At 47.4% G+C, this 8725-nt stretch carries 8 protein-coding genes; all 8 read left to right on the forward strand.

What is annotated here, in order from left to right:
• Positions 1-631: 631 nt before the first annotated feature.
• The 8 genes from KIH41_RS17720 (at position 632) to KIH41_RS17755 (ending at position 8365) form a co-directional block, all read left to right on the forward strand.
• Complete coding sequence (locus KIH41_RS17720; protein ID WP_214163290.1) at positions 632-1231, forward strand: DUF6088 family protein; 600 nt, start codon at positions 632-634, stop codon at positions 1229-1231.
• On the forward strand, positions 1198-2232 hold the full coding sequence (locus tag KIH41_RS17725) for a nucleotidyl transferase AbiEii/AbiGii toxin family protein (protein ID WP_246539221.1): 1035 nt from the start codon (positions 1198-1200) through the stop codon (positions 2230-2232). The genes KIH41_RS17720 and KIH41_RS17725 overlap by 34 nt, the downstream gene beginning before the upstream one ends.
• An 811-nt stretch (positions 2233-3043) precedes the next feature.
• Complete coding sequence (locus KIH41_RS17730) at positions 3044-3484, forward strand: DUF937 domain-containing protein (RefSeq protein WP_214163291.1); 441 nt, start codon at positions 3044-3046, stop codon at positions 3482-3484.
• A 335-nt stretch (positions 3485-3819) separates the two neighbouring features.
• Positions 3820-5373 (forward strand): helicase HerA-like domain-containing protein, encoded by a 1554-nt coding sequence (locus KIH41_RS17735; RefSeq protein ID WP_214163292.1) that lies wholly within the window; start codon positions 3820-3822, stop codon positions 5371-5373.
• Positions 5374-5634: 261 nt separating this feature from the next.
• Positions 5635-5916: an endonuclease domain-containing protein gene (locus tag KIH41_RS18235; RefSeq protein ID WP_214163293.1), complete on the forward strand. Its 282-nt coding sequence runs from the start codon at positions 5635-5637 to the stop codon at positions 5914-5916.
• Positions 5917-5920: 4 nt separating this feature from the next.
• Positions 5921-6112 (forward strand): endonuclease domain-containing protein, encoded by a 192-nt coding sequence (locus KIH41_RS18240; RefSeq protein WP_262897982.1) that lies wholly within the window; start codon positions 5921-5923, stop codon positions 6110-6112.
• A 260-nt stretch (positions 6113-6372) separates the two neighbouring features.
• Positions 6373-7500, forward strand: a complete 1128-nt coding sequence (locus KIH41_RS17750; RefSeq protein WP_214163295.1) for a hypothetical protein — start codon at positions 6373-6375, stop codon at positions 7498-7500.
• Positions 7501-7726: 226 nt separating this feature from the next.
• Positions 7727-8365 carry an FkbM family methyltransferase gene (locus tag KIH41_RS17755; RefSeq protein WP_214163296.1) on the forward strand — a complete coding sequence of 213 codons (639 nt, stop codon included), beginning with the start codon at positions 7727-7729 and terminating at the stop codon, positions 8363-8365.
• The last annotated feature ends 360 nt before the right edge of the window (positions 8366-8725 follow it).

Below are 8725 nucleotides of genomic sequence, written 5' to 3' on the forward strand. Positions count from 1 at the left end.
TTGGGCGTGGAATTCCACCGACAGGTTCCCATTGATAATTTAAGCCTTGAACCATAAACCAAAATGGCAGCTCGAGAAGCCTGGAGGGCTTCAATGTGAGTAACCATGGGTGAATCCCATGGCCTGTCGGCCCCTCTTTTTTGGCAACTCTGGAAGAGTTGAATATCTGCCAGCCTCAGTTTTAAGCCATAAACCATAAACCAATCCGCAGAATCACGGGGTAGATTTCATGCCGCTATCGCGGCGTTTATGGGTTATGGTTTAAAGTTTAGGGAATGAAGCTTGCCAGCCTCAGTTTTTAAGCCTTAAACCATAAACCATAAACCATAAACCAATCTGCAGAGGACTGAAGGTTTCCATTAGAAAACACAACTTTGGCCACCATCCCCAGCAAGACCGCCGCGACCTCGAGGCCATCCTCGGGGAATTGTTCGCGTCAAGACATCCCCCTTAATCCACTAGGTAGGTTAAGAGGTTTATTTCCTCCTCTATCATGGCGTTTTTAGAAAATAGTCATGCGGAATTAAATTGTTTTAATAATTTGCTTTTAAAATTACATATAGTTTCGTCCCAAATATTTGCTAAATTTGGGACGAGATCAGATGATGTTCAATCGAATTGTCTATAATCGATGGAGAGACCACAAGTAGAAAATAAAATTGCGAAAGCACTGAGCGCATACTCCAAAGGAAGTGTTTTATTTGTGGATGACTTCCTTGATTATGGTAAACCAGAAAGTGTAAAGAAAGCCTTGTTAAGGTTAAAGGAAAAGGAAATACTTGTTCGATTGGCTCATGGCATTTACCTCTATCCCAAAATTGACGAGGAACTAGGTGTTCTTTTTCCCTCAACCGAAGAAATTGCTAAAGCTATTGCCAGAAGGGATAAAGCGAGAATTGTTCCGACGGGAATTCAGGCTTTAAATAAATTGGGTTTATCTACTCAAGTCCCTATGAAAGTGGTTTACCTGACTGACGGAGCGGCAAGAACAGTTAAAATTGGTAAGCGAACCATCACCTTCAAAAAGGCAAGCCCTAAAAACCTTTTGCCCAAAGGCGAAATCAGTAGTCTGGCCATACAAGCACTCAAAACTATTGGCCAAGCTAAGGTCGATGAAAAAACTACTGCAAAAATCCAGACTATTCTCAAGAATGAGAAAAAAGAGAACATCAGTAATGATGCGAAACTCTCACCAGCTTGGATAAACAAAATATTAATGGGGGCTATTTGATGAATACAAATTGGCTCACACTTTCAAAAGAAAGAAGGGTTGAAATCCTCAACCAAGCAACAGAGTTAACAGGTTTGCCAGCCATAGCGATTGAGAAAGATTGGTGGGTGACGCTCTGTTTAAATGCTTCCTTTTCATTGCCATTTAACGAACACCTTGTATTTAAAGGGGGAACTTCATTGAGTAAGGGGTGGGATTTGATAGAGCGTTTTTCAGAGGATATAGATTTGGCAATTGACCGTAAACTTTTTGGATTTGAGGGGGACATTAGCAAAACCCAAATCAGAAAACTCAGGAAACTATCGTGTGAATTCATATCAACAGAATTTCTCAAAAGCTTAACTCAAACTTTGACAGATTGGGGAGCAATAGCAGATTGTAAGCTATTGGCCCAACCAGTCAATGACTCGGACAAAGATCCACAGGTAATAGAAATTTATTATAATTCTGTAGTTGACACTTCTCCATATCTACCTCAAAGAGTTTTGATTGAAGTTAGTTCTCGCTCTTCAATAGAGCCAATAGAGAAACGTGCAATCAAATCTATTTTGAGCGCCAACTTTCCTAAACTGAGTTTCGCCACTGAATCATTTGAGGTTCCCACTGTTCTTCCACAGCGAACTTTCTTAGAAAAAATTTTTTTGCTTCATGAAGAATTTTCTCAAGAAAATGACAAAATCCGTATTGACCGACTTTCAAGACATTTGTATGACTTGGTAAGATTAATGGATACCGAATATGGTATTGAAGCACTTCAAGAGAAGAAACTATATAAGAGTATTGTGGCTCACCGAGAAAAATACAATCCGCTAAGGGGGCTTGACTACAGTAATCATACTCCAGATAAAATCAAAATTGTCCCACCTACTTCAGTTTTTAAGGAATATGAAAATGACTATTCGGAAATGACAAAGTTCATGATTTATGGGGATGCTTTAACTTTCAAGAGACTAATAAAGAGAATCAAGGAACTGCAATTCCGTATAAATAATATGAAATGAATAGCTTCCCAGCAAAACCTCCGCGACCTCGAGGCCATCCTCCAGCATTTCCAATTCCTCCACGAATCCTTCGCCATGCAGTCCCGCAACATGCGTGATTTCGTGGCTGAGGCACAATTGGAACCGCAAAGGACGCCAAGAAGCGAAACCTCTTTCGTCATTTCGCCTAGTCCCGAGCAGCCCCGAAAACTTTCGAGGGCGAATCGGGAACCGACCGGAGGGAGTGCTTGCCCGCCGTGGCGGGGAGAAATCTAGACACGTACAACCTTCGGTTAGCTTCGTGGTTGTCCGCTGCGCTGTTGTCCCGCCATTGGTCGGCTGCGCCTCCCCGGCTAAGTTGTCATGGTTGTCATTGTTCCATGTCAGGCCAGCCACGTTTACTGCTGAAAGTCGCTTAACGACAACATTCACGGGTTGTATTCTCGGGAAGGGTGTACATAAGTTACTTACGAATTTCCTTTGCAAGCGCAGCTTTGCAAAGACCACCGTACCTGTTCCCGTTAAAAGACCCTCATCAAATTCCCCTTAAGCGGACTTCGGTCCAAGACGTGACTGACTTAAGGTGGAACCCTGCCGGCCGGCAGGCGGGAATGACAACTATGACAACCGAGTCCGCCGTGGCGGAAGGGACAACCAGTCCCGGTGAGCGGAGCGAACACGGGACGGACAACCCTGCCGGCCTTGCCTGGGCAGGCGGGCAGGTCTTTACATTCGTAAGTAATTCTCCTGCTGGGCGCGGAAATCCAAAAATAACCCACAAAACCCAAAACTTTCTCCCCCTGAATTCATTACCTATTAAACAGCTAACACTATGATAGACAAATTGATACAACAAGTGAGTCCCGAGCTGCTGGGGAAATTCACCAGCCAGTTTGGGCTGAATGCCGACCAGGCGGGGAAGGCGGTGGAGACGACCAAGGAATCCCTTCAGGGTTCTGTGGTCAGTGAGTTCACCAAAGGAAATGTAGACGGTTTGCTCTCGGTGCTGAACAAGGGTAGCGGGGCGGCCGGAAACACTGTTTTTGCCAACATGGCCAATAACCTGACCGGGGATTATGTCAAGAAACTGGGGCTCCCCGACGGCATTGCCGAACAGATGACAGGTTTTGCCCTGCCATTTATCCTGAATAAGTTCACCGGCCAAACCGGCGGCAAAGTGGACAAAGCCGATCTCACCAAATTGCTCGGCGGGGCTGCAATGGGTTCGGTGAAGGATAAAGTAGGAGGGTTTTTGAAAGGCTTTGGAAAGTAGGTGTGAGACTGGGAACTGAAGGGGGAAACCGCAAAGCAAACAGGTGCGAAATGGAAAAATAACCACAGAAGTGAAAAAAACCACAGAGGACCAGAGGGCACGGAGAAAAGAAGAAGTACTTGGTACATAGTACTTGGTACGACAGAACATATAGACCGGAGACCGAAGACCGAAGACCGGGGGAAATAACCGCAGAGAAGCTGAGGGCACGGAGAAAAGGACTCCGGTAAGTAGTAAGGACAATGGAAATATTTAAAACATAAGAGGGCTAAGAACAACCTCAATGGCAAAAAGTGCTTGGTACCTGGTACTTAGTACTTGGTACAACAAAAACCATGGATCAATCTCAACAATTCCATCAGCATATTCAGCAAGGCTATTCCACCAAAGGGGATTATTTTGTGATCGGAGGGGGGATGCTGGGGGGTGAGGCGGTGCCTGATACCCAGGTGAAGATCCCGCTCAAGACGCTCAACCGGCACGGACTCATCGCCGGTGCCACCGGCACGGGCAAAACCAAAACCCTACAGGTGATCGCCGAACAGCTTTCCCTGAAAGGTGTCCCCTGTGTGCTCATGGACCTGAAAGGTGATCTTTCCGGTTTGGCCCGACCGGGAGCCAGCAACGATCATATTGTTTGGAGAAGCGGGGCTGTTGGGGTGCCTTTTGAGGCCACGGGCTTGCCGGTAGAATTTATGACTATCAGCAAGGAGAGGGGCGTAAAGCTCCGGGCCACGGTTTCCGAGTTCGGTCCCGTTTTGATTTCCCAGATCCTTGAGCTCAATGCCACCCAGCAGGGGGTGATCGCCCTGACTTTTAGGTATTGTGACACCCACCATCTTCCCCTGCTGGATTTGCGCGACCTCAAAAAGGTGCTTCAATATGTTATCAATGAGGGTAAAGAGGAAATCACAAAGGAATACGGCGCGGTCTCGGGCGCCACGGTGAATACCATCATGCGCAAGATCATTGAGCTGGAGCAGCACGGTGCGGAGGAGTTTTTCGGGGAACGATCTTTTGAGGTGGAGGATTTTGTGCGTGTCAGGGATGGAAAAGGGGTTTTGTCCATCATTAGGCTGACCGATATACAGAACCGGCCGAAACTTTTTTCCACTTTCATGCTGAGTCTGCTTTCCGAAATATATGAGACCTTTCCCGAGGTGGGGGACCAGGACAAACCAAGGCTTTGTCTGTTTATTGATGAGGCCCATTTAGTGTTTGCCCATGCCTCTAGGGACCTTGTCCAGAAGATCGAGTCCATCGTGAAGCTCATCCGCTCCAAAGGCGTCGGGGTGTTTTTCTGTACCCAATCGCCCACGGATGTTCCCGATGCCGTATTGGGGCAGCTTGGCCTGAAGGTACAGCATTCCCTTCGGGCTTTTACGGCCAAGGACAGGAAAGCCATCTCCAAAACGGCAGAAAACTATCCGATTTCTGCCTTTTACGACACCAAGGATATCCTCACGGCCATGGGCACGGGGGAGGCCCTGATTACGGCCCTGAGTGAAAAAGGCCACCCGGCACCCCTGGTGCATACGCTTTTGCGGGCGCCTGTTTCCAGGATGGACATTCTCTCTGATGGGGAAATAGAGGAGGAGGTAAGGAATTCGGAACTTGTGGGCAAATACAACCAGTCTCTGGACCGTGAAAGCGCCAAAGAAATCCTGGACCAAAAGATCCTCCGTGCCGAGGAGGCCGCCCAAAGAGAGAAGGAGCAACAGCAGAGCCAGCCCCAGCCGTCCCGGTCCCAGCCCAGCAGCTCCCGGCCAAAGAAGAAAGAATCCATGGCCGAGCAGATCAGCAAAAACACCATGGTTCGGCAGATCGGAAGAACCATTTTCAGGGAGCTGACCAGGAGTTTTATGGGTACCCTGACTGGGAAGAAATAAATGTAGTGGTTGCCCTCTTTATGGGCCACCGTAAATAACTCCCCCTTTGAAGCGCCTGTCCCGAGCAGCAGAGTTTACCTCCCGGGGGAGGCGAATCGGGAGGGCAGGGGGGATGTGTAACGGTAATAAAGTGGATTATTATTCTCGTCCCGACATCCCCCTTAATCCCCTGCCGATCCACTGCGCTACTCGGGACTGTAGCTTCGAAGGGGGAATTGAGTGCGGCTGAGAGAATTGTTCTCGGAATTAAACTTTTTAGATATGAAAAATAGAATTCTTCCCTACCACCCGAAACTTAAAGCCCTGGCAAGAGAGCTCAGAAAGAACAGTACTTTGTCCGAGGTACTGCTCTGGATCCTGATTAAGAACAAAGCGTTGGGCGTGGAATTCCACCGACAGGTTCCCATTGATAATTTCATAGTGGATTTTTATTGCCATGAATTAATGTTGGCAATAGAAATAGATGGAAATACTCACGAATATGAGGAAGTGGCTGTAAATGATACCCGAAGACAGCGNCATAGTGGATTTTTATTGCCATGAATTAATGTTGGCAATAGAAATAGATGGAAATACTCACGAATATGAGGAAGTGGCTGTAAATGATACCCGAAGACAGCGGATCTTGGAAATGATGGGAGTAAGGTTCCTAAGGTTGAATGATTCCTTTGTAAAAAGGGATATGAATGCTTGCCTGGATATTATTTGGAATAAAATTGAAGAATTGCATGGAAGGTAATGTCCTTGCTCCCCCCGTAAACAACTCCCCCTTTGAGGGGGCACCGTAAATAACTCCCCCTTGGAAGGGGGGCAGGGGGGATGTGTAACGGGGATAAAGATCCTCGTCCCGACATCCCCCTAACCCCCTTTAAAGGGGGAATTGTTCACGTCTCGACATCCCCCTTAATCCCTCCCGATCCACTGCGCTACTCGGGACTGTAGCTTCGAAGGGGGCATTATATCCGTGAAACATCCGACAATTTTTCCCTATAATTGTATATGATTGAACCCCTAATCATAGCGCTTGCCTATGGGCTCACCACCTATACCAACCATTCCCGCCCGCAGCAGGAGCGGAGGGTGCTGCATGCTTTGATGGGGTACCACCTGCTATTTACTTTCGCCTTCACCTACTTCATCCTGAAGCACGGCGGGGATGCCCTGGCCTACTGGCAGCTCAGTACCAACGTGATGGATGCCCCAAGCGTACGCTGGATGGACTATTTCGGGCTGAGCACCAGGTTTGTGCAATGGCTCAACTTCTGGCCCCACCACTGGGGCTGGTCCTTTCTGGGGATGAATCTTATTTACGGACTCATGGGTTTTTATGGGGTGAAACTGCTTTACCTGGCCCTGTTCCAGAGCCCAATCCAAAATGACAAACCGGGCAGCTTCCTTTCCCGAAACTGGTGGCTGGTCCTCTTCCTGCCCAACATGCACTTCTGGACTGCCGGGCTCAGCAAGGAGGCCCTGACTTTAATGGGATTGGGCTGGGTGTTTTTTGGCTTGAGGTTTTGGAAGAGCTCCGGCTGGCAATTGCCCCTCGCCCTAGGCTTCCTGTTTCTTGTCCGACCGCATATAGGTTTCCTGATGGCAGGGCTGGTTTTCCTGTTCTTCCTCCTGGAACCTACCCTTGACCGGCGCTGGAAAACCGGGATTGCAGGGGTAGGGGTGTTGGGGCTGGGATTGCTATATCCCATTTTGACAAGCTACCTCGTGATCGAGGATTTCAGCTGGTCCTCATTGAAAACTCTGATGGACTTCCAACTTGATTTCCTGCACGGGGCCGAAGTGGGTTCCGCTGTGGACATGCAGCAATACAACCTCCTGCAGCGCCTCGGAACCTACCTTTTCCGTCCCCTGTTTTTTGATGCCTACAACCTGCAGACCTATTTGGCCTCTGTGGAGAATTTGCTTTTTGTTGGGCTGAGCGGGTATGGCATGTACACCTGGAAAAAATCAGGTTTCCCCTCCATTCCCCCCATCTACTGGATCGCCCTGCTCTTCTTTCTCACCACCACCTTCCTCTTCGCCAATTCCCTGGCTAATCTGGGCATCATGATGCGCATGAAGAGTTTTTGTGTGGTGTTTTATTTGAGCTGTATACAATTTAGGCTTAAGGTTTAAGGTTTATGGTTTAAGGCTTATGGTTTATAGATCCTAGCGACGCCAAGGGATACGGGGTGGCAACTTTCAGCTACCTAAACTCCTTACCCTCCCGCCGCGCGCCAGCGCCGGGATTAACCTTCTACACTACGGAGTAAAACGTCCTATGTACTTCTATTTGGGGCTTACCAAAATTTCCGGTATATTAAAAGATTAATTCATTCCCAAAATTTAGCCAACAATCACCATGACCGGACTATTGAAACGTAGAGTCCTTAATAAAGCCGCCTTTTGGATAAGTTACATCAAACTCATACCCTTATTAAGAAAAGTAAACAAATCCTCCTTGATTATTGATTGTGGGGCAAACGTGGGAGATATCAGTGCCCTGTTTTTAAAAAAGAATGCTTCCGTCATCGCCTTTGAACCAGATCCCATCGCCTATAAAATGCTGCAAACCCGATTTAAGGATGAAAAAAATATGCAGTTGATCAATAAGGCAGTTGACCATCAAAACAGCGTGGCCAAGCTATATTTTCATATGCACCAACAGGAAAGTGGCAATTCAGCTTTTACCGTCAGTTCCTCCATCATTGGGGATAAGAAAAATATTAACCTACAAGACAGCATTGAGATAGAAACAGTCGATCTGGACAGTTTTATTTCCAATTTGGATCAGCCGGTGGATATTCTTAAAATGGATGTGGAGGGTGCCGAGATTGAAATCCTGCACAAGCTTATCCAAAATGAAACCTACAAAAAAATAGGTATTCTTTTAGTGGAAACCCACGAAACCAAAATCCCGGGACACAGGGAGAAGGTTGAAGACCTGAAAGCCTTGATCAGCCGGAAGAAAATTGAGAATATCAAGCTGAATTGGGTTTAGGTTTATGGTTTATAGTTTATGGTTTAAGGCTTAAGGTTTATGGTTTATAGATCCGAGCGACGCCAAGAGATGCGTGTGGCAACCTTCAGCTACCTAAACTCCTAAACCTCCCGTCGCGCGCCAGCGCCGGGAATTAACCTTCTAATCTTCGTGAATCAACTTTCATCCCCGCCCGTGACTGGCCTGACATAGAACAATGACAGCTCCGACAACCCAGGTCGGCGCAGCCGGCCGAGACAACAGCCCGAAGAGCAGAGCGATTTTGGGCGGACAACCACGAGGTAAAAAACATATGTAAAACCTTCCAAGTCAATTAAATATCACGAGACTTGGAAGGTTGGATTTACGTTCCAGATTGCT

Source organism: Litoribacter ruber (assembly GCF_018500185.1).
GTDB classification, from domain to species: Bacteria; Bacteroidota; Bacteroidia; order Cytophagales; family Cyclobacteriaceae; genus Litoribacter; species Litoribacter ruber.